24 protein-coding genes and 1 riboswitch are annotated in these 26,719 nt (G+C 38.1%); of the genes, 8 read left to right on the top strand and 16 right to left on the bottom strand.

The annotated features are described in order from the left end of the window. Positions 1-67: 67 nt before the first annotated feature. The 4 genes from DSM00_RS01530 to DSM00_RS01515 form a co-directional block, all read right to left on the bottom strand. The gene (locus DSM00_RS01530) at positions 68-1,879 is read right to left on the bottom strand and encodes a lysophospholipid acyltransferase family protein (protein WP_128756258.1); all 1,812 of its coding nucleotides are present in this window, start codon (positions 1,877-1,879) and stop codon (positions 68-70) included. Positions 1,880-2,018: 139 nt separating this feature from the next. Next, complete coding sequence (locus tag DSM00_RS01525; protein WP_128756257.1) at positions 2,019-3,275, bottom strand: aspartate kinase; 1,257 nt, start codon at positions 3,273-3,275, stop codon at positions 2,019-2,021. A gap of 6 nt (positions 3,276-3,281) precedes the next feature. Continuing rightward, positions 3,282-3,773, bottom strand: coding sequence for a GNAT family N-acetyltransferase (locus DSM00_RS01520; protein ID WP_128756256.1), 492 nt, complete (start codon positions 3,771-3,773; stop codon positions 3,282-3,284). A 146-nt stretch (positions 3,774-3,919) separates the two neighbouring features. After that, positions 3,920-4,345 (bottom strand): tellurite resistance TerB family protein, encoded by a 426-nt coding sequence (locus tag DSM00_RS01515; protein WP_128756255.1) that lies wholly within the window; start codon positions 4,343-4,345, stop codon positions 3,920-3,922. A 238-nt stretch (positions 4,346-4,583) separates the two neighbouring features. Here DSM00_RS01515 and DSM00_RS01510 point away from each other — a divergent pair, with 238 nt between their 5' ends. Genes DSM00_RS01510 through DSM00_RS01500 form a run of 3 tightly spaced genes read left to right on the top strand, consistent with a single transcriptional unit; the run spans position 4,584 to position 9,745 of the window. Then, positions 4,584-5,606 (top strand): ligase-associated DNA damage response exonuclease, encoded by a 1,023-nt coding sequence (locus tag DSM00_RS01510; RefSeq protein WP_128756254.1) that lies wholly within the window; start codon positions 4,584-4,586, stop codon positions 5,604-5,606. A 53-nt stretch (positions 5,607-5,659) separates the two neighbouring features. After that, positions 5,660-7,270, top strand: a complete 1,611-nt coding sequence (locus DSM00_RS01505) for an ATP-dependent DNA ligase (protein ID WP_128756717.1) — start codon at positions 5,660-5,662, stop codon at positions 7,268-7,270. A gap of 6 nt (positions 7,271-7,276) precedes the next feature. Beyond that, positions 7,277-9,745: a ligase-associated DNA damage response DEXH box helicase gene (locus tag DSM00_RS01500; RefSeq protein ID WP_128756253.1), complete on the top strand. Its 2,469-nt coding sequence runs from the start codon at positions 7,277-7,279 to the stop codon at positions 9,743-9,745. On the opposite strand, the gene DSM00_RS01495 is transcribed toward DSM00_RS01500, so the two are convergent. The 7 genes from DSM00_RS01495 to thiS are packed head-to-tail and all read right to left on the bottom strand — an operon-like array spanning position 9,742 to position 16,057. Further along, positions 9,742-10,812, bottom strand: coding sequence for a HesA/MoeB/ThiF family protein (locus DSM00_RS01495; protein ID WP_128756252.1), 1,071 nt, complete (start codon positions 10,810-10,812; stop codon positions 9,742-9,744). The two genes, DSM00_RS01500 and DSM00_RS01495, sit on opposite strands and share 4 nt — an antisense overlap. After that, on the bottom strand, positions 10,813-11,922 hold the full coding sequence (gene thiH / locus DSM00_RS01490) for a 2-iminoacetate synthase ThiH (protein WP_128756251.1): 1,110 nt from the start codon (positions 11,920-11,922) through the stop codon (positions 10,813-10,815). Beyond that, positions 11,915-12,685 (bottom strand): thiazole synthase, encoded by a 771-nt coding sequence (locus DSM00_RS01485; protein ID WP_128756250.1) that lies wholly within the window; start codon positions 12,683-12,685, stop codon positions 11,915-11,917. Before DSM00_RS01485 ends, thiH begins: the two co-directional genes overlap by 8 nt. A gap of 3 nt (positions 12,686-12,688) precedes the next feature. Beyond that, positions 12,689-13,363: a thiamine phosphate synthase gene (locus tag DSM00_RS01480; RefSeq protein WP_241652336.1), complete on the bottom strand. Its 675-nt coding sequence runs from the start codon at positions 13,361-13,363 to the stop codon at positions 12,689-12,691. Further along, positions 13,350-13,943: a thiamine phosphate synthase gene (locus DSM00_RS01475; protein ID WP_128756249.1), complete on the bottom strand. Its 594-nt coding sequence runs from the start codon at positions 13,941-13,943 to the stop codon at positions 13,350-13,352. The genes DSM00_RS01480 and DSM00_RS01475 overlap by 14 nt, the downstream gene beginning before the upstream one ends. A gap of 10 nt (positions 13,944-13,953) precedes the next feature. Continuing rightward, positions 13,954-15,810, bottom strand: coding sequence for a phosphomethylpyrimidine synthase ThiC (gene thiC / locus DSM00_RS01470; RefSeq protein WP_128756248.1), 1,857 nt, complete (start codon positions 15,808-15,810; stop codon positions 13,954-13,956). Positions 15,811-15,853: 43 nt separating this feature from the next. Beyond that, on the bottom strand, positions 15,854-16,057 hold the full coding sequence (gene thiS / locus DSM00_RS01465) for a sulfur carrier protein ThiS (RefSeq protein ID WP_128756247.1): 204 nt from the start codon (positions 16,055-16,057) through the stop codon (positions 15,854-15,856). A 93-nt stretch (positions 16,058-16,150) separates the two neighbouring features. Beyond that, positions 16,151-16,248, bottom strand: a riboswitch (TPP riboswitch). Positions 16,249-16,420: 172 nt separating this feature from the next. Here thiS and DSM00_RS01460 point away from each other — a divergent pair. From DSM00_RS01460 to DSM00_RS01450, 3 genes are all read left to right on the top strand, one after another. Continuing rightward, positions 16,421-16,825, top strand: coding sequence for a VOC family protein (locus DSM00_RS01460; protein WP_128756246.1), 405 nt, complete (start codon positions 16,421-16,423; stop codon positions 16,823-16,825). 100 nt (positions 16,826-16,925) lie between these two features. Next, positions 16,926-17,561, top strand: coding sequence for a ligase-associated DNA damage response endonuclease PdeM (gene pdeM / locus DSM00_RS01455; RefSeq protein WP_128756245.1), 636 nt, complete (start codon positions 16,926-16,928; stop codon positions 17,559-17,561). Between the two features lie 34 nt (positions 17,562-17,595). Further along, positions 17,596-18,393 (top strand): tryptophan-rich sensory protein, encoded by a 798-nt coding sequence (locus DSM00_RS01450; protein ID WP_128756244.1) that lies wholly within the window; start codon positions 17,596-17,598, stop codon positions 18,391-18,393. Here the strand turns inward: DSM00_RS01450 and DSM00_RS01445 are convergent. Both DSM00_RS01445 and DSM00_RS01440 read right to left on the bottom strand, forming a co-directional pair. Beyond that, entirely contained in the window at positions 18,383-19,738 is a 1,356-nt protein-coding gene (locus DSM00_RS01445) for a dihydrolipoyl dehydrogenase family protein (RefSeq protein ID WP_128756243.1), read from the bottom strand. The two genes, DSM00_RS01450 and DSM00_RS01445, sit on opposite strands and share 11 nt — an antisense overlap. A gap of 22 nt (positions 19,739-19,760) precedes the next feature. Further along, positions 19,761-20,171 (bottom strand): DoxX family protein, encoded by a 411-nt coding sequence (locus DSM00_RS01440; protein ID WP_128756242.1) that lies wholly within the window; start codon positions 20,169-20,171, stop codon positions 19,761-19,763. A gap of 104 nt (positions 20,172-20,275) precedes the next feature. Between DSM00_RS01440 and mfd the strand changes: the two genes are divergently transcribed. Beyond that, positions 20,276-23,668: a transcription-repair coupling factor gene (gene mfd, locus DSM00_RS01435; RefSeq protein ID WP_128756241.1), complete on the top strand. Its 3,393-nt coding sequence runs from the start codon at positions 20,276-20,278 to the stop codon at positions 23,666-23,668. Positions 23,669-23,839: 171 nt separating this feature from the next. Continuing rightward, positions 23,840-24,661: a helix-turn-helix domain-containing protein gene (locus DSM00_RS01430; protein ID WP_128756240.1), complete on the top strand. Its 822-nt coding sequence runs from the start codon at positions 23,840-23,842 to the stop codon at positions 24,659-24,661. Positions 24,662-24,713: 52 nt separating this feature from the next. On the opposite strand, the gene DSM00_RS01425 is transcribed toward DSM00_RS01430, so the two are convergent. From DSM00_RS01425 to DSM00_RS01415, 3 genes are read right to left on the bottom strand one after another with little or no spacing between them, the layout of a single operon-like run. Beyond that, on the bottom strand, positions 24,714-25,070 hold the full coding sequence (locus tag DSM00_RS01425) for a YraN family protein (protein ID WP_128756239.1): 357 nt from the start codon (positions 25,068-25,070) through the stop codon (positions 24,714-24,716). Between the two features lie 16 nt (positions 25,071-25,086). Continuing rightward, on the bottom strand, positions 25,087-25,992 hold the full coding sequence (locus DSM00_RS01420) for a S66 peptidase family protein (protein WP_128756238.1): 906 nt from the start codon (positions 25,990-25,992) through the stop codon (positions 25,087-25,089). 6 nt (positions 25,993-25,998) lie between these two features. After that, positions 25,999-26,628 carry a hypothetical protein gene (locus tag DSM00_RS01415; protein ID WP_128756237.1) on the bottom strand — a complete coding sequence of 210 codons (630 nt, stop codon included), beginning with the start codon at positions 26,626-26,628 and terminating at the stop codon, positions 25,999-26,001. Positions 26,629-26,719: the final 91 nt, after the last annotated feature.

Genomic DNA, 26,719 nt, shown 5'->3' with positions numbered 1-26,719 from the left:
ATAATTAAAAAGCTCAACATAAAAATATGTTGAGCTTTTTTAGTTTTTTAATTTAATACAAAAGCTACTATTCTTCTTTTTTAGCCTGCTCTAGCTTTTGCTCCAGTTCTGCCTGAAATTCTTCTAATACTGGTTTTACAGTACTTTCCGGGAGGTCCTCTATACGTATATACATTAAACCATCTATAGCATCATTAAAAAGTGGGTCTACATTAAAGGCCACCACTTTAGCATTTTGTTTAATATACTTTTTAATTAAAACCGGAAGACGCAGGTTACCGGTTTCCATCTCTTCAATGATTTTATCAAACTTGTTTAAGTCTGCTTCAGTTTCATCAAAAACAAACTCTTTATCGGCATCTTTAAGCTTTACCTTAAATTCTTTTTTAGGCCTAATATATTGTGCTATATACGGATCATAATAATGCGAGCGCATAAACTCAATCATCAATGACTTTGAAAAATTTGAAAATTGATTACTGATGCTTACTCCACCTATCAAATATTTATGCTCCGGGAATCGTAATGTGGTATGTACAATACCTCTCCAAAGTAAAAACAGTGGCATAGGTTTTTGCTGATACTCTTTAATGATAAATGCACGCCCCATCTCTATACTTTCTCCCATCATCTTATGCAACTCGGGCTCAAATCTAAAGAGGCTCTGTAAATAAAATCCGTTTATACCGTGTTGTGGCATAATTTGCGATCCTAGACCCATACGGTAAGCTCCTGCAATTTTTTTATTGTCTTCATCCCACAAGAACAAGTGGTGGTAGTGATGATCATATTTATCGAGATCTGTAGGCTCGTTTGTCCCCTCGCCTACTTCTCTAAAGGTAATTTCCCGCAAACGACCTATCTCATTTAATATATTCGGAATGATTTCGGCGGATGCCAAAAACACTTCGTAATTCTTACTTTGCAGCAGTCTACGCTCAATATTTCTAAGGTTATTGACCTCTTGTTCAATAAGTTCAGACTTCACTCCTTTTACAATTTTCTTGGGCTCTCTAGGAACTTTTAAAGATTGCGGAATGGTACTTAAAATTGACTTTTTCTCAAAAGTCTTAGCAAGCATATAGGTTTTCTTACGTATAAATTCTGTAAACTCCTCTAATGTAGTATGCTCTTTTTGAGCAGCAACATTTATAGGGTTTCCTATGCGCACGTGTATGGTTCGCTTTTTCTGAGTAAGTAATTCTGATGGTAATTTTGCAGTACGCAGCGTATCGCTAATACGTGATAATTGATAAAATAGCCTACTATTTTTTGCGTGAAAATAAATGGGTACAATAGGAACTTCAGCACGTTGAACCAGTTTCATAGCGGCTTCTTCCCAAGGCTTATCTATAATAAGTTTATCATCCTTATATGTAGAAACTTCACCGGCAGGAAATATCCCTAGAGGATGCCCCTCCCGTAAATGCGTAATTGCCTGCTTAAAACCTGCAATGCTTGACTTAGCGTCCTTGTGATCTTCAAAAGGATTTACAGGCATTACATAGGGCTTAAGCGGCTCGATGCGGTGCAGCAAGAAATTAGCTATAATCTTGAAGTCTGGTCGCTGCTCTATCATAAGTTTCAAAAGCAAAATACCATCTATTCCTCCAAGAGGGTGGTTACTAATGGTGATATAACTTCCATTCTTGGGGAGGCGCTTTAAATCTTCTTCCGGAATATCAAAATCAATCTCAAATTCGCCTAATATCTCATTCAGAAATTCCAGATCACTCAAATGCTTGTTACGATTGTAAATTTCATTTGCTTTTGAGATTTTTAGCACTTTCATAAGTGTCCAACCCATAAATGTACCCGCAAAACCAAATTTATCTACGTTAATTGCTTTTGCGACTTCTTTTGCGGTAACTAATCCCATTAATTTCTAGTGTTCAAGACCTTTTGAAAAATACTAAAGGTATATAGTTTTAACTCAATTATTTTAAAGGTAGGGCCTACTACTTACAGACAACCAAAAAAGGTAGAAAACAAATATAAGCAAAAACGAAGCAAGCATCCTATAATGTAACGAGTTGAACGGTATTTTGTGCAACTTGTTTTAATAAAATCTCTTTATTTAGCTCCAGTATCTCGATAGATTCTGAAGTGGCATGTCTTAAAGTATACAGATTTACATTCTGATGTACAGTCACTTTAAAATCTGCACGTAATTTAGCTACAAGAACTTCCAGGTTCTTAAATTTATTATCGACGCAAACCGAAAAACTAATTGCAGAATTCTGAATCAAATCTACCTTCATCTTATAAATGCCAAGAAGCTTAAAAATCTCTCCTATATTTTCTTCTGCCATAAAGGAAAAATCCAGAGAGGCCAATTCTAACAACACTTGATTCTTTTTTAAAATATAGCAAGGAACTTCTGGTTCAATAGCTTGACCTAAACTCACTTGAGTTCCGGGTGCATCAGGATCATTAAATGACCTTACAAATAAGGGTATTTCTTTACGTTGTAGGGGCTGCAATGTTTTAGGATGTATGACCGAGGCCCCGTAAAAGGCAAGCTCTATCGCTTCCTGATAAGATATAAACCGAAGTAAAACTGCGTGGTCAAAATACCTTGGATCTGCACTTAAAACTCCCGGGACGTCCTTCCAAATAGTAACAGCTTTTGCATTTAAGCAGTAGGCAATAATTGCTGCAGTATAATCACTCCCTTCTCTCCCTAATGTAGTGGTAAAGCCATTTGCTTCAGACCCTATAAAACCTTGCATTAGGTGTATTCCAGTTTTAGGAAGTTCCGTACTAAGATTTTGCATTGTTAACTCCCAGTTTACTTTGCCTTCTCGATACGTAGCATCTGTTTTAATATACTCGCGCACATCGTGCCAAACACTCGCAAACCCATTTTCACTTAAATAAGCATTTACAATGGTAGTACTCAATAACTCTCCGTAACTCACGACTTGATCATAAACAAAATCATAGTCTGGAGACTTGTTTCGATTTAGAAAACCGTTTAACTCTTCAAATAGTCGCTGTAATTTTTTAAAAACCGGTGTGGCGTGGTTTTCAAATAAATCTTCAGCAAGTGAAAAATGATATTCTATAACTGGCTGAATGGCTTCAACACATAATTCTTTAGATTCAAAATAAGATGCTACGACGCGCTCTAATGCATTTGTTATTTTTCCCATTGCAGAGACTACAATGATTATATCTTTAGAAGTGCTTTTATTTAGGATAGCAATAAGGTTACGCACTCCGTCTGCAGTAGATACAGAAGCTCCTCCAAATTTGTAAACTTCAAAACTCATAAGCTGTTAATCGATTTTTCCTTTTGAAACTAGAAACTGCTTCATAGCCTGTGTATCCATCTGCACCGTATTCCATTCTTGCATTACAATTGCACCCGATCTCTTATAAAAATCAACAGCATTCGTATTCCAGTCCAGCACCACCCACTCTACGCGTTTTAGGCCCAAGCTATATGTGTAATTAATTACTTCGGTATATAAGGCCATTCCTATACCTTGACCTCTGTACTGCTCTCGTACAATTAAATCCTCTAGATGTACCGTGCGTCCTTTCCATGTAGAAAATCTAAAATAAACTAACGCAATACCTAATATGTCTCCATCGCGTTCAGCAATAAAACAGGTAAAATCGCGATCTTCTCCGGTTCCGTAAGCAATTAAATCATCTACCGTAATTTCTACCGCATCTGGTTCTTTCTCATACACTGCAAGTTCTGTTATAAGTCTTAAAACCTGAGCCATATCGTTAGATTCGGCTATACGTATTTGTGCATTCATACCTAATTAATTTGCGGATAAAGATACATTTTTAATAAAAGAAGAAAATTAGTAATCTCTTAGGGTTACCTATAATTCTACCGGGTATAAATAAAAATACCCGCTACAATAAACTTGTGCGGGTAGTAATTAATATTCTAATTATGCTATTTTTTCTCTAGTAGATATAGATAATCTTCAAAATCTACACCACCTTGAAAAATATCTATAGAGCGCTCAATGATCATTTTAGCACGTTCTGCGCTAAAACCTAAACCTATAGCATATTTTTCTATTAAAAAACGCTCGTGGTCGTCTATAGTATGATCAACAAATATCATTCTTAATAAATCATGCAAACGCTCTAAACGTTTTTCTGAAGTATTAGGAGGGTTTATAGGATACTTGCGTGCATTCTCTACGATATCGACATATTCACTTTCATCAATATCAAGCTTAACTGCAAAACGCTTTAAAAGTTTTGTTTCTTCGGCGTTTAGTTCACCATCAACAGTTGCCATATTTGCAATTGCTGCAAAATGACCTAAATTACGTCTGTGCTCTCCGCTATCAAATAAATCTGTAAAAGACATGGTTCTAATTTTAAAAGATCAAAGATAGATATTCTGCAATCGTTTAGAAATTTAAACAGTATTAATTTAGGGCTCTTACTAGCTATTAAGGCATTTGAGTTTTTAGTGATTTCTACTTTAGCAACTCGCCCACTGGTAACTAGTAATTCTTAATAAGTTATAATTCTAGCTAATCTTTTCTTAATCCTATAAAGAGTAGTAATCGGGCTTCGTAATTTTAAATAAAAACCACTTAGTCATCGCAGAGCCTCTCTTACAATTTAACGACAAAGGTATATTTTGTGCAGCAGCCAATGTATATCTCGATCCTTGGAAACCGGTAGATAAAGCCATTATTTCTCATGGTCATGCAGATCATAGTCGATATGGGCATAAGTCTTATATCACACACCACACTAATGTTCCTATTATACGACATCGGCTTGGTGAGATTAATGTGACTGGTAAAGAATGGTGCGAAACTTTTGTAATTAACAATGTCAAATTTAGCCTGCATCCCGCCGGACATATTATTGGCAGCTCTCAAATACGCGTAGAGCACAAAGGTGAAGTATGGGTATTTACTGGAGATTATAAAACGGAAGATGATGGTATTGCTGTACCTTATGAACCGGTTAAGTGCCACACTTTTATAACAGAAAGCACATTTGGTCTTCCTGCTTTTAAGTGGCGCCCGCAAGCTGAAGTCTTTACAGACATCAACAATTGGTGGGCAGAAAACAAAGCTGAGGGCAAAACTTCTATAATATTTGGATATTCATTGGGTAAAGCACAGCGCTTGTTGCGCTATCTAGATACAGACATTGGTAAGATATATACCCATGGGGCAATAGAAAACATGACCGAAGTCATACGACCCCTTACCTCAATGCCGGTAACTACGCGTGTAACCCGAGATACCAAAAAAGAAGATTTTATAGGCAATATTGTAGTTGCACCGCCCAGCGCGCACGGCAGTACGTGGATACGTAAGATGGTTCCCTACGTTACCGCATCTGCGAGTGGTTGGATGACTTTTCGCGGAGCGCGAAGAAGAAGAGCGATTGATAAAGGTTTTGTACTAAGCGACCATTGTGACTGGCAAGGTTTACTAGAAAGTGTGAAAGCTACAGGTGCAGAAAAGATCATCAGCACACACGGTTATACCGATATTTTTACGCGCTTTTTACTGGAACAAGGTTACGACGCACGTACCGAAGCTACACAATATGAAGGCGAACTCGGAGAAGAAAATAAAAAAGAAGAATCTGAAGAAAATTAACTACTCCGCTCCCTTTTCTCTGTTGAGAAGGGCTGGGGATGAGGTACAGCGATATGAAGGCATTTGCACAACTTATTAAGAAAATAGACAGCACTAACAAAACTAATGTTAAGGTAGATGCACTTACCCAATATTTTCAGGAAGCTTCCCCTAAAGATAAAGTGTGGACGATTGCTATTCTTTCACACCGTCGCCCACCACGACCGGTAAACACCACATTATTGCGTACCTGGGCGACGGAACTCGCCAATATTCCCTTATGGTTGTTTGAAGAAAGCTATCATATCGTAGGTGATCTCGCAGAAACTATTGCACTTGTGATTCCGGCTTCTGAAGATAGTACCGAAAAAAGCCTGACTCAGTTTCTTGAAGAAATGATTGCCCTTAAGAAAAAAACCGAAGAAGAAAAGCGAGAATATCTTCATGAAAACTGGACAAACCTCAACTACTACGAGCGCTTTGTATTTACTAAACTCATTACCGGAAGTTTTCGAATTGGTGTGAGTCAGAAGTTAATGACGCGTGCACTGGCAAAAGCTACAGGTATAGACATTGATGTTTTAGCTTACAAATTAATGGGGAATTGGGATCCTAAAAAAATTAGTTTTCAAGAACTTATTTTAGAAGAAAATGCAGCAGATTACCTCAGCAAACCCTATCCCTTTTACCTCGCCTATGCTATTGAAGACAAACCAGAAGATTTAGGTGATGTAAATAATTGGTACGCAGAACATAAATGGGATGGAATACGATCTCAGGTAATTATTCGTAATGAAGAATTGTTTGTATGGAGCCGCGGAGAAGAACTCGTTACCGATAAATATCCTGAGTTTGAAGCTTTTGTTTCAGCATTACCTAACGGAACCGTACTAGACGGCGAAATTCTCCCTTATAAAAAAAATACAATAGGCACATTTAATGATTTACAAACCCGAATCGGTCGTAAAAATATTACCAAAGCCCAACTCAAAAAAACTCCTGTAATTCTTAAAGCCTACGATATTCTGGAGTGGGATGGTAAAGACATACGTGATATGGCTTTCGCCGAACGGCGTAAACTTTTAGAAAAGCTATATGCCGAAGTTAAAACTGAAGAATTACCATTACATCTTTCAGAAACCATCGAGTTTTCAAATTGGGAAGAGGCAGCAGTAGAACGAGAGCGCAGCCGGGAAGTGATGTCTGAAGGCTTAATGCTCAAGCGGAAAGATTCTCCTTACCTCGTAGGCCGTAAAAAAGGCGATTGGTGGAAATGGAAAGTCGATCCGCTTACTATAGATGCTGTTCTCACGTATGCAATGCGGGGTCACGGGAGACGCAGCAACCTGTTTACAGATTACACCTTTGGTCTTTGGGATGATGACAAAGAAGAACTTGTAACATTTGCTAAAGCCTATTCGGGATTAACAGATGCCGAGTTTCGCAGTTTGGATGCATGGATTAAAAAAAATACGTTAGAACGTTTTGGTCCCGTGCGCAGTGTCACACCACATCATGTTTTTGAGATCGCCTTTGAAGGCATCGCGCTATCTAAACGTCACAAAAGCGGCGTAGCTACCCGATTTCCCAGAATGCTGCGCTGGCGTAAAGACAAAAAAATTGAGGATGCCAATACCTTAGAAGACCTCAAGCAATTGATTCCGAAGCCTGAAAAAGGTGAATAATCCGGTATGACAAATAAACAGCTACATACACTCGCAAAATCCTGGTTTAAATCTCAGGGCTGGAAACCTTTTCCCTTTCAGGAAGAAAGTTGGGATGCATTTTTGGCGGGTAAAAATGGTTTGTTAAACGCGCCAACAGGAAGCGGTAAAACCTATGCCTTGTGGGCCGGGTTTGTTTTAGACTACATTAAAAATAATCCTGATTATAAAACTAAACACAAGCCGGGATTAAAAGCAATATGGATTACACCACTGCGGGCGCTTTCAGTAGAAATTGCACAGGCGGCGCAACGGTTTTCTGATGGTTTGGAAACTCAACTAACTATAGGTATACGTACAGGAGACACGCCTCAAGCCGAGCGCGCGAAGCAAAAACGCAAAATGCCAGATTTGCTCATCACTACTCCAGAAAGCTTACAGCTTTTACTAACTTCTAAGGGCTACGACAAGGTTTTTAAAGACTGTACAGCAATTGTAATTGATGAGTGGCATGAACTTTTAGGCAGCAAACGAGGCGTTCATGTAGAGTTGGGATTATCAAGACTTAAGACAATTGCTCCAAAACTGCGTATTTGGGGAATTTCAGCAACTATAGGAAATCTCAACCAGGCACGCGAAGTGCTTTTAGGAACCGACTCTGAGGCTTTTGAAAATTCAGTATTGATAAAAGCAAATCTTGGGAAATCGTATAAAGTAGAAAGCATTATCCCTGAGACTATGGAAAAATTTCCGTGGCGCGGTCACATGGGTTTACATCTGGTTGAAGAAGTTGTGCCTATAATCAATAACAGCAAAACAACTTTATTGTTTACAAATACCAGAGCGCAATGCGAATTGTGGTTTCAGAAATTGATGCATAAACATCCTGAGTATGCCGGCGAACTCGCAATGCATCACGGAAGTATAAATAAAGAAACCCGATTGTGGGTGGAAGAAGCCATTCGCAACGAGAGTCTAAAAGCCGTGATTTGTACCTCTAGCCTTGATCTGGGTGTAGATTTTGCTCCTGTAGAAAGCATTATCCAAATAGGTGGACCTAAAGGCGTTGCGCGCTTTTTACAACGTGCAGGACGCAGTGGTCACCAGCCGGGAAAACAAAGCGTCATCTATTTTTTACCTACACATGCGATTGAGTTAATCGAAGCTTCGGCATTGGGGAAAGCAGCTATTAACCAAGTGGTAGAAGATCGCATACCGTATTTATTAAGTTTTGATGTGTTGATTCAGTATTTGACGACTTTGGCGGTTTCTGATGGATTTTACCCAGCAGATATCTGGAAAGAAATTAAACAGACCTTCTGTTTTCAGGCAATGACCGAAGATCAATGGCGTTGGATTCTCAACTTCATCACAAAAGGTAGTCAGTCTTTACAAGCGTACGACGAATACAAAAAAATTGAAATTGAAGACGATGGAAAATTTAAAGTAAACAGCAAAGCCGTTGCAATGCGCCACCGCTTGCAAATAGGAACTATTGTGAGCGATGCCGTACTGCAGGTAAAATATCTAAAAGGTGGTTTTATAGGTAGTGTTGAAGAATGGTTTATCTCAAAATTATCACCGGGTGATGTATTTACGTTTGCTGGTAAAAACCTCGAACTTTATCGCATAAAAGGAATGCAGGTTTTAGTCAAAAAGGCAAAAACTAAAAAACAAGCCCGCGTGGTTAGTTGGATGGGAGGTAGACTCACCTTATCTGCTCAAATGAGCGAACTGCTGCGCGAAGAGCTCTACTCTGCAAACTTACCCTTTGCACAACAAACCCGCGAACTGCAGGCCTTGAAAGAAATTTTTGAGCGCCAGCGTTTGGAATCTATTGTCCCTACAAATGATGAGTTTCTCATAGAAACCTTTAAAAGTAGAGAGGGCTATCACCATATATTTTACCCTTTTGAGGGACGATTTGTACACGAAGCTTTAGGCAGTCTACTAGCATATCGCATTAGTTTACTTTCGCCCATAACCTTTAGCATTGCCTTTAATGATTATGGTTTTGAGATCTTGTCAGACCAGAAAATAGATATGCAACAGGTGCTTGATAATGATCTTTTTACTTCAGAATTTTTATTTGAAGATCTGCAAAAAAGCTTAAACAGCACCGAAATGGCACGCAGAAAATTTAGAGATATTGCGGTAATTAGCGGAATGGTTTTTACCGGTTTTCCGGGGAAAATAGTCAAAAACAAACACCTGCAAAGTAATAGTCAGTTGTTGTTTGAAGTGTTTCGGGATTATGAGCCCGAAAATTTGTTGTTTCAGCAGGCGTATCGTGAGACGTTTGAGCACCAACTTGAAGAAGGCCGCTTGCGTATTGCCTTAGAGCGCATCGAAAAACAAGAAATAATTGTAAGAGCGTGCCAGAAAGCAACGCCGTTCTCCTTCCCTATTATTACAGATCGCCTACGCGAAAAACTGAGTAGTGAAAAACTCGAAGATCGCATTAAGAATATGCTGAGGTATCTAGATAAGATTTAGCTTTCGGTAAAAATAACAGCTGAAACTCCTCCTTTTAAATTCACTATTTTTTTAAGCGGAAAATGTTCTATAAGTGCTTTTACCCCAACAGCACTACGTTTCCCGGAAGCGCAATACAATACGAGGTTTTCCTGCGCTGCGAGTACTTGAGGATTAGCTAATAGTTCTTTTAAAGGAATGTGCAAACCACCTAAACTGAAATGTTCCCGTTCTTCCTGCTCCCGTACATCTACTAAAAAATAGATTTCTTTAGCTTCCGCGTAGGCGGAATAATCTATTTCAGGAATTGAAGGTATCGTACAACTCAAATCCAGTTCAATAAGTTCTGAGATTTTGATGGCCTCATTTTTTGCAAACGGAAGCAGTATTTGAGAGGCTTCAAGACTATTGTAAATGAGAAGTTTCCCTGAAAGCACATTCCCCAAATCTAAAATAATCTTAAGCACTTCATTTGCCTGAAACATTCCTATAATTCCGGGTAGAATTCCCAGTACACCTACTTCGCTACAAGTAGGCATTTCTGCTTCTGAAACCGGCTCGGGATACACGCAACGGTAAGTAGGGCCGTTTTTGTAATTAAACACAGAAACCTGCCCTTCAAACTTAAAAATAGATCCAAAAACCAGTGGCTTATTGGTTAGTACCGCAGCATCATTCGCCAGATATTTTGTACTGAAACTATCGCTACCTTCAACAATAACATCGTATTTAGCAAACAAATCGAGTGCATTATCCGCAGATAAGCGTGTGGGGTAAGTCTCAATTTTTAATTGTGAATTCAGCCTGGTTAACACCTCTTTTGCAGCTTCAACCTTCAATGCTCCAGCGTGATTCTCTGTAAATAAAATCTGTCGTTGCAAATTACTAACATCAACGCGATCATCATCTATAATCCCTAATTGCCCTATTCCGGCAGCAGCTAAATACTGCAAAACAGGACAACCTAAACCACCACAGCCAATTACAAGCACGTGAGCATTTTTAAGTTTTTGCTGCCCTAATTCTCCCACCTCATCAAGTAGAATATGTCTGGAATACCGCTTTTTATCTTTAATAGTTAACATCATTTACCAGTTTTGATCCCAATCTTTCCATACCGGTTCACGACCGCTATCGCGTAACATTTGAGCAATAGCCTCGGTGCTGCGCTCATCTGAAATTTCAAACTGCTCCAAAGACTGCGGTTCTACCACATAACCTCCGGGATTTGTTTTTGACTCCGCACTCATAGAAGTGATTCCTAAATGCACAATATGATCTCTAAACTTTTCCTGTTCGCGTGTAGAAATAGACAATTCTACATCTTCATCAAGAATACGATAGGCGCAAATTAGTTGCAGCAAATCTGGATCTGTCATTGCTACTTTAGGTTCGAGACCGCCACTAAAAGGACGCAATCTGGGGAACGAAATAGAATACTTCGTTTTCCAATAGGTTTTTTGTAAATATTTGAGATGTAAGGCTGTAAAAAAACTATCTGCCCGCCAATCTTCAAGTCCAAATAAAGCGCCAATTCCTATTTTATGAATTCCGGCTTTTCCTAACCTATCTGGTGTTTCTAACCGGTAATCAAAGTTTGATTTTTTTCCTTTGGGATGGTGTATTTTATAGGTTGCCTCGTGATACGTTTCCTGATATACCAATGTGGCATACAAACCTTCTTTAATTAAAAGCTCGTACTCATCCTGATCTAACGGCTGTATTTCTATTGAAATGTTTGCAAAATGCGGTTTTAATAAGCGTATCGCATTAGCAATATACCCCACGCCTACCGTCTGATTCGCTTCACCGGTAACCAATAAAATATGCTGAAAACCTTTATCTTTTAGAAACTGAGCTTCCTTAAGAATTTCAGCATCAGTTAGCGTTTTTCTGGGAATTTTGTTTGTAAGACTAAAGCCGCAATAAGTACAAATATTCTGACACTCATTACTCAAATACAAAGGCGCATACATTTGCATCGTATTGCCAAACCGTTTCTGCGTAATCGCCTTGCTTTTTGCCGCCATTTGCTCTAAAAAAGGTTTTGCCGCAGGCGAAATCAAAGCTTTAAAGTCCTCTAGGTTGGGTTTAGCACTGGCCAACGCCAACTCCACATCCCGTTCTGTTTTTGAAAAAATAGATTCTAAAACGGCATCCCAGGAGTGTGCGTTTAAGTGCTCTTTAAAATTAGTCATACAGAAATTGAGTTAGTGGGCTGCTTGCCTGTGCGTATGTAGCTTGCGGTGCAAATCGTGCCGTATATGCCATTCTACCGGCTTCAACAGACATTTTAAACGCTCTTGCTATCATCACAGGATCTGGAGAAACAGCAATTGCTGTATTTACTAAAACGGCATCGGCACCCAGCTCCATAGCATCTGCCGCGTGAGACGGTCTGCCAATCCCCGCATCTATGATAACCGGCACATTGCTTTGCGCTATAATGATTTCTAAAAAATCCCGTGTTTTAAGTCCGTTGTTACTGCCTATAGGCGAACCCAGCGGCATCACACATTGTGCACCTACTTCTTCAAGACGCTTGCACAACACCGGATCTGCCTGAATATAGGGCATCACCACAAAACCTAATTTTACCAGCTCTTCACACGCTTTTAATGTTTCAATTGCATCGGGCAACAAGTACTTAGGATCTGGATGAATCTCCACTTTTACCCAGTTTGTTTGTAAAGCTTCCCGAGCCATCTGTGCTGCAAACACCGCCTCTTTAGCGGTGCGTACTCCAGAGGTATTAGGAAGGAGATGCAGGCTTTCATGAGCGAGGTTGCTAATCATATCATCCTCAGTATTTCCTGCTTCTACGCGTTTTAAAGCAACAGTCACCAGCTCACTTTCTGAAGCTAAAATCGCATCGCGCATCAATTGCGAACTGCTGAATTTTCCGGTTCCTGTAAACAGTCTTGAACTGAAGGTTTTATCTGCTATTCTTAATTTTTCCATTTTTTAAAATATTTTATTTTTTCGCCATAAACGGAAAACCTGATTAATAGGCTCTTCGGGGTTCTGTGATTGAGTAAGTAATCCTGAAACCGCAACACCGTGTATTCCGCAGCTTTTTAATGCCTCAAAATCTTCTTTGGTAATGCCACCAATAGCGATAATAGGTACTGTATTTTGATTTTTTAAATACTTCTGAAGCACGCTTGAATACCCATCTATTCCTAAAATAGGACTCAGCTTTTCTTTAGTTGAAGTAAATCGTAAGGGGCCTAAACCAATATAATCGACCCCATTTTTTAAGTGATCTAAACACTGCTCCAATGTATTTGCAGTACCGCCAATTACTTTAGACTCGCCTAAAATCTTTCGCGCTTCTGCGGTTGACATATCCTGTTGCCCCAAATGAACACCAGCTGCATCTACCTCTTGTACAATACTCACATTATCATTTATAATGAGTTTTGCATTGAATTTATCGCATAATTTTTTCGCTTTATGCGCAGTCTCAAGAACCTCTTCAAAAGCTGTATTTTTCATTCGCAGCTGTACCCAGTTGCAACCCGCCTTTAAAACCCGATCTATATGTTCTAAATGGGCTTTGCCATCTGCACCCTGAGAGATATAGTGCAAATGAGAGATCTCCATATTTACACGGGTTTTATCTTTAAATGTGTTCATACTCATTTTTAATTTTAATAAAAGCTTCTACGGGATTTTCAGAAAGCCAGATTGCTCCCAAAAAGGCAGCTCCGCTAAATCCCCGTTGCTGTACTTCTGCTATTTTTTCTGAAGTGATTCCGCCCAAAGCGATTATTTGTTGTGGGATATTGTGTACTTCAAACCCTTTCCCTTCATATCCTGTTTTCGAAATCGAAGTAAAAACCGGACTTAAAAAACAGTAATCAAAAAGTGCTGCATAACTATTGAGTTCGTTTATCTCGTGAAAAGAGGTACTCACCTGAAACCCTTTCTTTTTAAGTTTTTCTAATTGAAATCTAAAAGCTTCTGACTCTGTATTGCGCTGCATTTCTTTAAAATGCATTCCCTTACAGCAAAATTCCTCAGCAAGAACATGATGTTGATGAAGCATCATGGTCGCTAAATAATGAGGCTCAAACTGCTGCAACCAACTTTTCAATTCAGCATAAGAAGCCCGTGGCTTGCGGATGTGAACATGTTTTAAACCCAAATCAATCATTTGTTTGATTTGGGTTATTTCAGCAATAAAAAATGTTTCAGCAGTAATAACAACCAGCATCTTTAATGGTTTACAGATACACTTCGCTTCCGTGTTTTTTAAACTCTTCAGACTTTTCCTTCATTCCCTTCTCGAGTGCTTCTTCGGTCTCTAAACCATTTTCTTTAGCGTAATTGCGCACATCCTGACTAATTTTCATCGAGCAAAAATTAGGACCGCACATAGAACAAAAGTGAGCTACTTTGGCATTTTCTGAGGGTAAGGTCTCGTCATGATATTCACGAGCCGTATCAGGATCGAGCGCTAAATTGAATTGATCTTCCCATCTAAATTCAAACCGCGCTTTACTCATTGCGTCGTCTCTGTGTTGCGCTCCCGGATGCCCTTTTGCTAGGTCTGCTGCATGTGCCGCGATTTTATACGTAATTACACCGGTTTTTACATCTTGTTTGTTAGGCAAGCCCAAGTGCTCTTTAGGCGTCACATAACACAGCATCGCACAACCGTACCAGCCTATCATTGCAGCACCTATACCACTTGTGATGTGATCATAGCCCGGAGCAATATCTGTAGTTAAGGGACCCAAAGTGTAAAACGGAGCTTCTCCACAAACTTCGAGTTGCTTATCCATATTTTCTTTTATCATATGCATTGGGATGTGGCCGGGACCTTCAATAATGCACTGCACATCGTGTTTCCATGCAATTTTCGTGAGTTCGCCTAAAGTTTCTAACTCGGCAAACTGCGCATAATCATTAGCATCTGCAATACTTCCGGGACGCAATCCATCTCCTAAAGAGAACGATACGTCATAGGCTTTCATAATCTCACAGATATCTTCAAAATGCTCATATAAGAAGCTTTCTTTATGGTGCGAGAGACACCATTTTGCCATAATCGACCCTCCTCTAGATACAATTCCGGTAAGGCGTTTTGCTGTATGCGGTACATATTTAAGACGTACACCGGCGTGAATCGTAAAATAATCTACTCCCTGCTCTGCTTGCTCGATAAGCGTGTCTCTAAAAATCTCCCAGGTTAAATCTTCGGCTTTGCCATTTACTTTCTCTAAAGCCTGATAAATAGGAACTGTACCTATGGGAACTGGGGAGTTGCGTAAAATCCATTCCCGTGTTTCATGAATATTTTTTCCTGTAGAAAGATCCATTATGGTATCTGCTCCCCAGCGGCACGCCCATACCGCTTTTTCTACCTCTTCTTCAATGGAGGAACTTACTGCAGAGTTACCGATATTGGCATTTATTTTTACTAAAAAATTACGCCCTATAATCATAGGCTCTGCTTCCGGGTGATTGATGTTTGCCGGGATTATGGCCCTGCCACGGGCAACTTCATCACGCACAAATTCTGGGGTAATCACTTTAGGAATACTCGCCCCATAACTGTTGCCGGGATGCTGTGGAGTAATGTGTTGTATTTCGGTAAGTTTTTGATTTTCACGAATTGCGATATACTCCATTTCAGGAGTAATGATTCCCTGACGCGCATAATGCATCTGAGTAACATTTTTGCCTGCTTCAGCCTTTAATGGATTTGTATTGCGTACAAAACGCAAATGATCGAGCGCAGGGTTTTCTTCCTGTTTACGACCGTAAGCCGAAGAAAGCCCTGATAATTGTACGGTGTCATTTCGGTCTAGAATCCATTGTTTACGTACGGGATCAAGTCCTTTTTTTACATCAATATCAATATTAGGATCGGTAAATGGGCCGCTGGTATCATACACCAAAACCGGTGCGTTTTTTTCAACCTTTCCATTAAATTTATCTACCGTATCTGCCAGAGAAATCTGGCGCATAGGCACTTTAAGGTCTGGGTACAGACTGCCGCTAACGTACACTTTTTCTGAATTAGGAAAAGGTGCACGGCTAATGGTTTGTTGCTCTGGAATTTTTTCGGTCTTCATAACAGGTAGTTTTAAGAATTATACGTGTCACAAATCAATAATACTATCCGCCTTGCGTGGCTTTAACTATAAGTACCAGAGCACCATCTTTCAGCATAAAATCATCCCATGCAGTTTGGGTAACAATGGCGTTGTTAACAGCCACAGCGATGCCTTTTTGCACGATGTTCAGATGATTTAAAAGTTCTGAAAGCGAAAGCTCTTTGGCGAAAGAATGTGATTGATTGTTGACTTTTACAGTGATCATTTAAAATAGTTTTAAACTGTAAACTGAAGGTGGCATACGCCAAAAAGCAACAACCCGTTAGCATGGAATCTTTATAAAAGATCCTATCTATTGTGGAAAGTTTTCACTTTTCCCTTCGCTGGTACTAACCAGATCAGGTTCAAAGGGTACTATCTCAGCCGATATTGCTATCAGCGCCCCTAAAGTTTACAACGTAAAGCTATACATTAATTGGAGACCTACTGCACTTGTGATTTGAAAATTTTAAAAAGGCATCATCCTACTTAACATTATTTAGCCTTTGATTAAGAACAAAATAACACGAAAGAGCCCATAAATACACGCCTCGCTTTGTAATTTTAGAATAACTAAAAAATCAAAATTATGAAGACTGTAAAACCATATTTAACGTTTAGAGGTGAGTGTCAAGAAGCTTTAAATTTTTATAAAGATTGTTTTGGCGGAGATATTGTAAATAAGGAAACGTATGAAGGAAAAGATATCGATATCCCGGGTAACTACAGAGATAAATTACAGCACGCAGAATTAAAAGGAAAAGGAATACACTTAATGGCATATGATGCATCACCAGATACACCATTGCAACACGGTAATCAAGTTCAACTAGGCGCAGATCTTGAAAGTAAAGAGGAAGTAAATGAACTATTTAAAAAATTAGAGGCTGAAGGACAAAGTCTTGCAAAACCGCAAGAAACCAGCTGGAATGCATATTATGCACGTGTACGAGATAAATATGGTGTAAACTGGATGCTTAACTACGATATGTAGTTAGTAATAATACATAATTTAAAAAGTCGAAGTCTTGCTTCGGCTTTTTTTATGCGCCTGAGTTTATGAAGTGGTCAAAATGACTGAAATTTGCAGTGCTATGAATCAGACCATTTCTATTTTAAACAATACGTTTATTTTACATCCTGCCGGAGGCATTTTTTGGGAAGAAAAATCAATGTTACTTATTGCAGATGTACATCTGGGTAAAATATCCCATTTTAGAAAACACGGGAGCGCTGTTCCCTTTAAAGCAGTTGCTGAAAATTTTGAACAATTAAGTCGTATTGCAGATTCATTTAATACAGAAGCTATTTGTTTTCTGGGAGACCTGTTTCACAGTAGCCTCAATACAGAATGGAATTTATTTGAAAAATGGGTGCAATCGCGACAAGAAAAAATTATTCTGGTAGCGGGAAATCATGACATTATCACCCCTGTAAAATACGAGCGTTTAAAAATTCCTATTTATTCTGAAATTAGAAGTGGTGGTTTTCTACTTACACATCACCCAGAAGAAACAAGCGGTTTTTTTAATTTTTGTGGACACATACATCCTGGCATTAGGCTGGGTGGAATAGGCAGACAAGTATTAAAACTTTCATGTTTCTTTAAGACTGAAAATCAATTGATATTACCAGCTTTCGGTACATTTACAGGTAATTATTACCTGGAACCAAAATCTGGCGATCAGGTTTATGCAGTTACAAAAAACGAAGTTATACAAGTGTGTTAATCTAATTTATCGATACGCTTAGCTCCCATTTATTATGAAAAAGAAACTTGCAATCCTTAATCTCTTTTCTGTTTTACTGGTTATTGCGGTAAACGGATTATCTCAGGCACAACGCTGGAATGATACGACAATAGGAGAAATGAGTAGTAATTATAATAATTTATTTACTCCTGCCGGTTACGCATTTTCAATTTGGGGAATGATATTCTTAAGTTTATTTGCCTATGCTGTATTTGGAATTAAACGCGCATTTTTCAGTAAGAAAGAGACTCCACATATTGAGCAAACGGGATATTGGTTTGCTATTGCAAATGTGCTTAATACACTATGGGTAATAGCATTTATGCATAATTATGTAGGATTATCTGTAATTATCATGCTGGGGATTTTAGTAAGTCTTATAAAAATTGTTTTTAAAACAAATATGGAACGCTGGGATGCTCCCATAGAAATAATTGCTTTTGTATGGTGGCCTATTTGCTTTTACAGTGGATGGATTGCGGTTGCAACTATTGCTAATATTGCTGCATTTTTAGTGAAACTTGAATTAGCAGGTAGCGAATTAGTACAAATAATAGCAACCATGGTCATGATAACGGCTGCGGTATATATAAACCTACTTATGATAAATTTGAGAAATATGCGCGAATTTGCTCTTGTAGGTGCCTGGGCATTATTTGCCATCTTTATCAGACATCAAAACAGCCTAGAAAGCGTTGCATATTTTGCACTTTTAGGCTGTATTTTACTTGTTATATCTGCCGGTTTACACGCTTTTAAAAATAAAGACACGAGTCCGGTTGAAAAATGTAAAGAGCGTTTTAGATCATAGATTTTATATCATACGACCAGCTGGGATAAGTGAAAATCATTCCTTTTAAGGTATTTACGTCCAGGTTTCCACACATTGCCATAACAAACATATTTATAGTTTCTGCCGCATCCCAACTTAAGAGATGAGCTCCTAAAATATAGCCTGTTTTTTTATCTACGATAGTCTTAAATGCATAACAATTTTGATTCATCCGTTTCGAATTAAACCAGCTTGGAACATTTTCTTCTTTTACAACTATGTCATAACCCTGCTCTCTGGCTTCTTTTTCATTATAACCCACAGTAGCTAATTGAGGTTGTGTAAACACAACAGATGGTGTAGGCGGAAGGTCTAGCTTGAGGTAGTTTTCACCTTTCAATACGTTTTTTGAAACCACTCTGGCTTCTTGATGTGCAGTAGGCGTTAGTGGCAATGAATTGCTGGCAGCAACATCTCCACACGCATAAACATTGGGATTTGTTGTGCTTTGCATATATTCATTAACCGTGATCCCTCTTTTAGTAAAAGCCACATTACCCTTTTCTAGTTCAAGATCTTCAATAGACGGAACTCTGCCAGCGGTATTAAATACCATTTCTGCTTTAAGTTCTTTCGTTTCTCCATCTTGATTTACCGTTACTCTGTAATTTTTACGAAGCTTTTCTACGGAAGTTGCTCTGGCCTTAAAAACAAAATTGATCCCTATCTGCTCAGAATTTTCTTGTAGATATTTAGATAAATTTTCATCAAAATTTGAAAGAATTCGGTCGTTTATGTCCACCATCGTCACGTTAACTCCGCAACGAGCAGCAATATGTGCAAACTCCATTCCTATATATCCTGCACCTATAAACAACATACTTTCAGGAAGCTCTTTTAATTCAAGAAAATCATCACTAATAAGAACGTGTTCTCGTCCCGGAATTTTTAACTCCAAAGGAATATTTCCTGTTGCTATAATTATTTTATCTGCGGTTACTGTCTTCCCCTCTACAGATAGCGTGTGCTCATCAATAAATTTTGGGGATTGATGATACATTTTAATTCCTAATTTGTCTAGCTTACGCTCTGTTGTAAAGGGTACGGCTCCAGTAAATGTATTTTTAAACTTTATTAAATCTGCCCAATTTACTGTAGGCAAATCATTTATTCCCTTACCACTAAGGTCTCTACTGCGTTCTAAAACTTCGGTAATTCCCACTAAAACTTTCTTAGGATCGCACCCTCTATTGGCACACGTCCCCCCATACTCTCTGTTATCTACTATTGCAACTTTTTTTCCTGCTTCTACTGCATCATAAGCAACGTGCTTACCTGCATTTCCGGTACCTATAATAAATATATCAAAGTGCTCTATTGCCATTCTAGTGTAATTGTGAATTAGTTTAAATTCGTTTGACCTTACTATCTACAGCCCAAGCATTATGCTCTAACTTAGAAATAAGTAAGAAGAAAAAGATTGCGTAAATCATTTGTGTACCTACTCCTGCCCAATCTTCTTTAAATGCAGAACCAAAAATTAAAATTGCAATCAGAAAAGAAGAAGCTGCAAGTGCAGATCGTGTCTTAAATCCTATTAACATTAATATTCCTAGAGCTAATTCTAGAAATGGTAAAACATACGCAAATGGAAGTATGAGAAATTCTGGCAGATAGGTTTCTGAAAACCCTTTTGTAAGACCCGATGCAAAAGCAGAAAGTTTGGGTAATCTTACAATGCCATGCATTAGAAAATTAATGCCTATCGTAATACGAGCCAGAAAAAAAGCCAGTTGCTTATTAGTTAAATTTTTCATTTTATCAAATGTAGTAAAGGCTCTTACCGTATTGTGTTACAAAAATGATAAATCGTTTATAGGGTTTATGATAAAAAACAAGAAGATACTATCTTTGCTCGCTTATGGGTAAAACCAAGATCACGCAGCCATTTTCACAGTCTTTGCAAATGCAAAAACTGCACGACGCTATTTCTAATAGCGCCGATAAATCATCACGAATCTCAATTAGCGGACTTATAGGTTCATCGCTGTCTATTTTACTGGCAGAAAGCTTCAAAAAAGCAGAAAAACCTTTCCTTCTCATTCTTAATGATAAAGAAGAAGCCGCCTATATTTTGAATGATTTAGAACAATTAGTTAAAGAGACTAATGTTCTTTTTTATCCGGGAAGTTACCGCAGACCCTATCAAATTGAAGAGACCGATAATGCAAACGTGCTACTAAGAGCAGAAGTTCTCAACAGAATAAATAGCAGAAAAAAACCTGCGCTAATAGTCACCTATCCCGATGCGCTGTTTGAAAAGGTTGTTACCCGAAAAGAATTAGATAAAAGCACATTAAAGGTAAAATTGAATGATAAACTATCACTCGATTTTGTAAATGAAATGCTCTTTGAATACAAGTTTAGACGCGTTGATTTTGTTACCGAACCCGGAGAGTTTTCTGTACGTGGTGGGATTATAGACGTGTTCTCCTTCTCTCACGATGAGCCCTATCGCATAGAATTTTTTGGTGATGAAGTTGATAGCATACGTACTTTTGATGTAGAGACTCAACTTTCAGTAAAAAAGATTGAGAAAATAAGCTTGATGCCTAATGTGGAAAATAAGGCACTGCAAGAATCTCGCGACAGTTTCTTTAAATATATTGCTACAGACACTGTAGTTTTCACTCAGGATATTGAGCAACTTGCCGCTCGTATAGACACTAATTTTGAAAAAGCGCAGGAAGCATATAACAATCTTGATAGTGAAGTAAAACGTACTGCCCCGGAAGCTCTGTTTTGTGATTCACAAACAATTAAAAGACAGCTATTAGATTTTACACTTGTAAAATTAAGTTCAGATTTACCGGGCAAAGAATCAAATATTCAGATAAGTTTTAATCAATTTCCTCAGCCTGCTTTCAACAAGCAATTCAATCTACTTATTGAAAATCTTAATGAGAATGAAGAGGCAGGTTATACTAACTACATTTGTTGTGCCAGTGAGCAGCAGGCAAAACGGTTTAAAGATATTTTTGAGGATGCACAGTCTGATGTAAAACAATATGAGACTATAATCCTCCCGCTCTATCGCGGTTTTATCGATGAAGATTTTAAAATAGTCTGTTATACAGATCATCAGATATTTGAGCGGTATCATAAATTTAAGCTCAAGGATGGCTATGCAAAAAAACAGGCCATTACTCTTAAAGACCTAACCAGCTTACAGGTGGGTGATTACATTACTCATATTGATCACGGAATAGGAAAGTTTGGCGGACTTCAAAAAATTGAGGTTGAAGGCAAAAAACAGGAAGCTATTAAGCTTATATATGGAGAGCGCGATGTACTTTATTTAAGCATTCACTCGCTGCATAAGGTTACTAAATACAATGGTAAAGATGGTAAACCGCCCACCATATACAAACTGGGAAGTGCTGCCTGGAAGAAATTAAAGCAAAAGACAAAAACCAGAGTTAAGGAAATTGCCTTTAACCTAATCAAATTATATGCTAAGCGCCGTCTGGAAAAGGGTTTTGCATTTGGGCCTGATACGTATTTGCAAAACGAACTCGAAGCGAGTTTTATATATGAAGACACGCCAGATCAAAGCAGTGCTACAGAAGCTGTAAAAGCAGATATGGAAAGTGCTCGCCCTATGGATCGACTTGTTTGTGGCGATGTAGGATTTGGTAAAACCGAAGTTGCAATTAGGGCTGCATTTAAAGCTGTAGATAATGGGAAACAAGTGGCGGTACTCGTACCCACCACAATTTTGGCATTTCAGCATCATAAAACATTTAGTGAACGGCTCAAAGATTTACCAGTAACTGTAGATTATTTGAATCGTTTCCGTACCGCAAAAGAAAAGCGCGAGACTTTAGAACGCCTTGCAAATGGTAGGGTAGATATTATTATAGGTACTCATCAACTCACGAGTAAAAACGTGAAATTCAAAGATCTGGGATTACTTATTGTAGATGAAGAACAAAAATTTGGTGTAGCTGTAAAAGATAAACTTAAGACGATTAAGGAGAATGTAGATACATTAACATTAACGGCAACTCCTATCCCGCGTACGCTACAATTCAGTTTAATGGCGGCTCGAGATATGAGTACAATAACGACTGCTCCTCCTAACCGCTACCCTATTGAAACGCATATAATACGTTTACAGGAAGAAACCATACGCGATGCTATATCCTATGAAATACAGCGCGGCGGACAAGTATTTTTTATACACAACAGACTGCAAAATATTAAAGAAGTCGCGGGTATGATACAGCGCCTGGTGCCAGATGCTAAAATAGGTATAGGTCACGGGCAAATGGATGGTAAAAAACTTGAAGAATTAATGCTCAAGTTTATGGATGGCGAATTTGATGTATTAGTTTCTACAACAATCGTAGAAAGTGGTCTTGATGTCCCTAATGCGAATACAATTTTTATTAATAATGCTAATAATTTTGGCCTATCAGATTTGCATCAAATGCGAGGACGTGTAGGTCGTAGTAATAAGAAAGCGTTTTGCTATTTTATTACTCCGCCGTTTTCTACAATGACAGATGATGCACGTAAGCGTATGACGGCATTAGAACAATTTTCAAGTCTTGGAAGTGGTATAAATATCGCGATGAAAGATCTCGAAATACGAGGTGCGGGCGATTTATTAGGCGGTGAGCAGAGTGGTTTTATGAATGAAATAGGATTTGATACTTATCAAAAAATCCTTAACGAAGCGATTGAAGAGCTTAAAGAAAATGAGTTTGCAGACTTATACGCAGAAGATGATGTTGATGATTCTAATAAAGAATATGTGAAGGATACAGTAATCGATTCCGATTTTTCCCTTATGTTTCCTGATGACTACATCAATAATATAACCGAGCGTTTGAATCTCTATACAGAGCTTAACGGGTTAAAAACTGAAGAAGAACTGGCAGCTTTTGAAACCCGATTGATAGATCGTTTTGGTGAGTTGCCAAAACAAGCAGATGACTTGCTTAATTCGGTGCGCATTAAATGGGTAGCAACTCACTATGGCCTTGAGAAGGTTGTAATGAAAAACAAAAAACTAATAGGATTCTTTATTGCAGACCAGCAGTCAAAATTTTACCAGAGTCAGGCTTTCTCCAGAGTACTTCAATTTGTACAAACGCACGCCAACAGAGTTACTTTAAAAGAAAAGAAAACAAGTAAAGGTTTGCGTTTATTGCTTTCTGCGCAAGGTATATCTTCTGTAGACAAAGCAATAGAAGTATTAAAACCTCTTATGCCGAAGAAGTCAGAAACAGTTTCTGAATCAGAATAAGCTTCGTGAAATTATTCTTAAACCCTATAAACAGTACAATGTCAGGTAAATGACGGGTGAAATTTAAGCTGAAAGATTGCAGCAAATAGCTTCTTGTATTTAGTATTGCAGTGTCTAACATTCTTGTATTTTTAGATGCGCATCAACTACAAGAGCAATCTTATGTCACTTATGAAACAACCACAATTGGGGCTGAAAATTTTAGAATTACGTCAGCAAAAAGGATTTACACAAGAAGAACTTGTAGCGCAATGCAATATCTCTGTACGCACTATTCAACGTATTGAAGCCGGTGAAGTAACACCTCGAGTGTACACTATAAAAACCATTTTAGCCGCACTCGATAGAGACTTAGATGATTTGCAGGAAATCTACTTTGAGAAACAGGTCAAAAAAGCCTTTCTCATTGAAATTGATGAAAATAAAGATGCTTCCTTTTTATTCAAACAACTCAATCTGGGTTGGATAGCCGGAATAATAAGTATGATTCTTTTAGTCTTCCAACTTATAGAAGAAACTACCTATCTTACTTCAAATTCGTATTATTTTGGGGAGATACCCTACGTAATTATCACGATATTTTCTGCAATTGCTTTTGCGTTACATATGCGCATTTTTGTGTTAATCGGCGAACTCTTCAACGCTAATTTTTTAAAGACAAGTGCAATAATTGCCATTGCAATTAACACGCTTATCGCACTATATTCAGTATTTGATTTACATTTTATGTATATCAATCTTAAAGCATTTGCGGTAATTTATAGCGTGCTTTTTGGTGTTGTTTTTATCTGTATGGGAATTGCATTTTTAAAAACCAACCATTTGGGACAACTTCCAAAAGTAACCGGGATTATAAATCTAGTGCTTGGCGGTATGTTCTTAACCATCATTCTAACAGTTGTGGCAGGACCCGCAAGCATTCTTGTGCAAGGGTTGTATGTTGCAATTATTTTAAAAGCGATTGATACCTTAAGAAAGCAAATTTCTCAGTAAAAGTTTAGTAACAAGAGGGAAGGTAATTTTAGAATTGCCTTCCCTCTTTGAATTAAAAATGATAAAAAGCATTCTCAAAATGTTCAAGCTGCTCCTGTGTTTTATTTTTGAGAATTGCGATTATATCAAAACGCACTTCCAATTCGAGATCATTAGATATTATAAATTCGTTTGCAGCTTTAACGAGTAATTTTATCTTAGATGGCGTTACAAAATCCTGCGGATCGCCAAAAAAGTCTGAGTTACGGGTCTTCACCTCAACGATAATTAGTTCGTTGTCTTTTCTAGCGATAATATCAATTTCCGCTTTAGCGAAAAACCAATTACGCTCAATAATCTCATAATTATTTTTCTCTAGATATTCTGCTGCAAACTGCTCGCCCCATTTACCTAGTTCGTTATGATTCATAGCAGAGATTTAATACTTATTCTACGTGGTCAAAAGCAAGTCTAGAACCTTTTTCTGTAACTTCAAGCGACACGTTTCTACCTAATATTAACGCTCTGTTATCTTTGAGATGACCCGCCGGAAAATTAAAACAAACCGGAAAATTATAATCTTTAACCGCATCCAATACGATCTCCCGTGCCGATTTTCCAAAAGGCACCGAATTATCGTGCATTTTGGTTAAGCCACCAACGATAAGTCCTTTTAAATTACATAGCATATTATTACGCTTTAGATTGACCATCATTCTATCTACGTGATACAAATACTCATCCAGGTCTTCAATAAATAGAATCTTACCGTCCGTTACAATAGATGATGTACTACCGCATAAAGAATATAAGATTGAGATATTACCACCCACCAATTCTCCTGTTCCTTGACCGAGTCTGTTATAGCGTGTAGAATTAATACTATAATTTAATGAATTTCCAGACCAAGCCCGTCTTAGTGTTTCTTTAGCTTCTTTTGTATTTCTAGATATGCCTACCGGCATCACAGCGTGTATGGTTTCAAAACCTAACATATGCACTTGAGAATGTAAGACTGTTACATCGCTATACCCTACAATCCACTTGGGATATTTTACAAATTTGTAAAAATTAATGTCGTCAACAATTCGAACGGTGCCATACCCTCCTTTTGCGCACCATAGTGCTTTAATATCTTCATTATCGAGCATAGCTTGTAAATCTGCAGCACGCTCACTGTCTGTCCCTCCATACTGGTCTGCAGAAGCACCTATTGTTTTGCCTAAAACAGGAACCAGACCCATATTTTTTAAATAAACTATACCTTTCTCCAGATCATCTAGATCTACTTTGCGCGCTGTACAAACGATACCTACTCGATCACCTTTTTTTAAATATGGGGGAGTTAACATGAAATCTTATTTTTTAGGACGATACATAAGTCCCGTTACTTTAAAGTCAATATTGTGCTGTTTTGCTTGCTCAGCAGTTATAGTAATATCACTACCTATAAATTCTTTTGGCATATCTACATCACCATCTGTCCCTAAATAGACAAAAAGAATCTCACTCGCCAGAGCACCTTTTTCAAAATCTACTGCACCTGCATAGTCCCATTCATAGCCATAAAAACGAAGTGATTTCTTATTTAATGCTTCTAGTTCATTTAAAGGCATTCCCATGTAAATTCCGGTTTCAGATTTCCAAGGGCTGTCGTAAGCATATACTTCAATGCTATGCACAATAGATTTATTGATATCTGTATAATTAATTAGTAGCTCTCTGGGAGTATTGGGAAAGACTTTCAAGGTAACTACTTCTATACTTCCTTCTTCGATCCATTGTTTTGTTTCTAAAAGATCTTCTTCAGCGAATGTATCTTCAATTGATTTGGCTTCAGCTAGTCTGTATATTTCTTCAACTGTATATACATTTTCTTGCACCGTCTCTTCTTGAATAACAGTTGGGGAAGCGGCTTTAGAATCTAACTTTTCTTTACAACCTAAAAAGATTATAAACCCTACAAACACAAAAATATGCTTCTTCATAAATGATATAAACGACTAAGATACATACTTAATAAATGTGCTCCTATCACTGGTTTTGATTAAACCCATAAATGGTATCTTTGCCGCTGAA

The organism is Leeuwenhoekiella aequorea, from assembly GCF_004104375.1.
GTDB classification, from domain to species: domain Bacteria; phylum Bacteroidota; class Bacteroidia; order Flavobacteriales; family Flavobacteriaceae; genus Leeuwenhoekiella; species Leeuwenhoekiella aequorea.
Note: the sequence above shows the minus strand (reverse complement) of the source record. Positions and strands in the feature narration are given on the sequence as shown.